Below are 2,609 nucleotides of genomic sequence, written 5' to 3'. Positions count from 1 at the left end.
ATACTCAATCCACCGCCTGCACCGCGGTGCCACCCCCCCAAGGAGCCGACCCCCATGACCCGTCGACCCCTCATGATCGCGCTCTGCGCCATCATGCTCGCCCTTGTCAGCCACACCGCCGTCGAAGCCTTCCCGGGGCTGCCCGACATCTCGATTCCCGGCCTGGGTGGGGGAAACACCCCGGACCAGTGGTTCGCCACAGGGCTGGCCGACGCGGTCACAGACGTGCCGTTCCTCGATCACTACGACCCCGCGATGCGCGTGCCCGCCCAGGAGATGCCCCGCGGCATCGACGGCGAGATGATGCTCGGGCCAGGCGCCTACGATCTGTGGGCCCAGAGCTACTGCCTGACGCCGGGCGGACACCGCCCTGGCGGCGGGCGGGGCGACGGCTACGTGTTCGCCCCCGCCAAGGGCAAGGGAGCCTCCACCGTCGACACCATCTTGCGCAACGCCTGGATGCACCCCGAGATCGACCAGCACGACATCCAGGTGCTGCTCTGGGCGCTCATCGCCCAGACCCCGTTCAACCAGCTCGACCCCAAGCTGCAGCACGTCGCCGAGACCCTGCTCTCGAAGAAAGACCTCGACGCCATGCATCAGGCCGCGAACATGAATCAGATTGGGGAGATCCTGTCGCAGGCGTCTGCATATCTGCCCGGCCCGGTGCAGCAGATCTTGAACGCCGAATCGACCTTGCGCGGCATGCTGAGCGGCGCTCTGCCTGCGTACAATGAGATCGAGTCCATCGCGGTGGCGGTGGGTGAGGCCACACACATGGACGGCGACCGGGAGATTCCCACCGGGCGATGGTCGTACAACCCGAACGGCTACTTCATCTCGTTCTTCCCCGAGGGCTACACCCAGACATTGATCGAAGTGGTGAACCCGGGGAGCCTGCGCATCAGCATCGACAAGATCGGGCGCGTGAGCTGCGTGGCCGACCAGAGCGGCAACAGCGTGGAGATCGACTACGACGAGAAGGCCTTCGCGCTGCAGGGCGACGCCACGGTGAAGGTGTGCCCGTTCAAGACCGTGCGCTTCAAGCAGATCGTCGCGTATCAGCCGGACAAGCCCGTCACCCTCGAGGTACAGGGCAAGGGCTATGCTCTCGTCGGACTTCCAGGGGGCCAGGCCACGCCCCCCGCCGGCGCGGGCTCGCTCCGCTCGGTGCCCGCCCGCTACCGCGACGCGGTCGCGCTGCGCAAGCAGGTCGAATCGCTCACCGCGAACATCTGCAAGATCAACAAGAAGCCCGAAGATGCGGCCTCTCGCAAGAGCATGATCCCCGTTCTGGTGAACATCGCCAGCTGCGCCGAAGGGCTGCGCGAGATGCTGCTCGCCGAGTCGCCCGATCAGGGAACGCTTGCCAACCCCGTGTACGAGGCCTTCATGGCGGGCGTGGTGGTCTTCGGCGAGAACGTGCGCAAGCCCGGGAGCGCCCGCGAAGATGACGCGTGTCGCCTCGTGGCGTACGGCGAGGGCGCGGGCGCGCTGCACCGCGCGTTGTACGGCAACGCGAAGCGGCTTGCCCAGGGCGGTCGCGTGGCATACGACGGCGGCGACGGGGCGCACGTGGGCCCCAAGTGGCTCAAGCCCTTCGAGCCCTCCAACAGCATCAGCCAGCCGGGCAACCAGTCGCGCCAGCGCCTGGGCCTGTCGAGCCGCAACAGCGACCACGACAGCAGCCGTCCACCCGGGCGGCGCAACCCCCGTCGCGACAAGGAGAAAGACCCGGACAAGGACACCTGGAAGAACAAGGAAATTCTGGTGAAGGCCCGCGAGTGCATGGGCTACATCGAGAACATGACCGATCTGAGCAGCCTCTTCGATGATCCGGCCCAGTTCGCCACCGGCAAGGCGACCTCTGGTCTCGGCCTCGACATGCAGGGGACCGTGAAAGACGGCATGTTCAACATGATCTTCGAGAACGCAGGCATCATCAGCGCCTCTCTCGGGGGCGATCCGCCCCGCCCCGACTTCAATGAGGTCACCATGCCGGAGAAGGTCGACATCGCCGCAGTGTGTCAGGGGCTCAAGCAGCCGCCCGCGGCCGACAGCCTGCTCGGCGTGATGCTCGAGCTCGACTCGGTGCTGCGCGCCGCGCGCATCGCCCGCGATCGCCTGGGCGGCGCGGTGCAGGCCGGCAACGCCGCTGCGGTGGAGCGTCAGGGCATGGTGCTGGTCGAGCTGAAGCGACGCGCCGGGCTGCTCTGGATGAAGGCAGCCACCCGCCTCGAGCAGGCCGCCGACCGCGCCGAGAAGCGGGGGCTCAACGCCACACCCGAGCAGGCCAGTGCGGCCCTCGCGCGCCTGAAGAGCGCGGGCTTCAACAAGGCCGAGCAGGAAGCGGCAAAGCGCCTCGGCTGGTCGGCCCAGCACCTCGACGAGATACGCGCGCACCGCCTGTCGCTCACGCCCACGTCGTACAGCAAGCCGCTCGCCGAGGCGCTGCGCGAGATCGCGGCGTCGTATCGCGAGCTGGGCGAGATGTGGGCCTGCCTGCCCACGGTCGACGCCCTGAGGAAGTACTGAGCCGCGCGAGGCGATGACGGCAGACCGCCTCGACCTCGACGCCTGCCTGCAGGCCACCCGAGACACGCCAGACG

Annotated in this window: 1 protein-coding gene; it reads left to right on the top strand. The window is 67.9% G+C overall.

Translation table 11 applies throughout. The annotated features are described in order from the left end of the window. Positions 1 to 54: 54 nt before the first annotated feature. Positions 55 to 2,535: a hypothetical protein gene (locus EB084_23425; protein ID NDD31212.1), complete on the top strand. Its 2,481-nt coding sequence runs from the start codon at positions 55 to 57 to the stop codon at positions 2,533 to 2,535. Positions 2,536 to 2,609 lie beyond the last annotated feature (74 nt).

The organism is Pseudomonadota bacterium, from assembly GCA_010028905.1.
Classification (GTDB): Bacteria; Vulcanimicrobiota; Xenobia; order RGZZ01; family RGZZ01; genus RGZZ01.
Note: the sequence above shows the minus strand (reverse complement) of the source record. Positions and strands in the feature narration are given on the sequence as shown.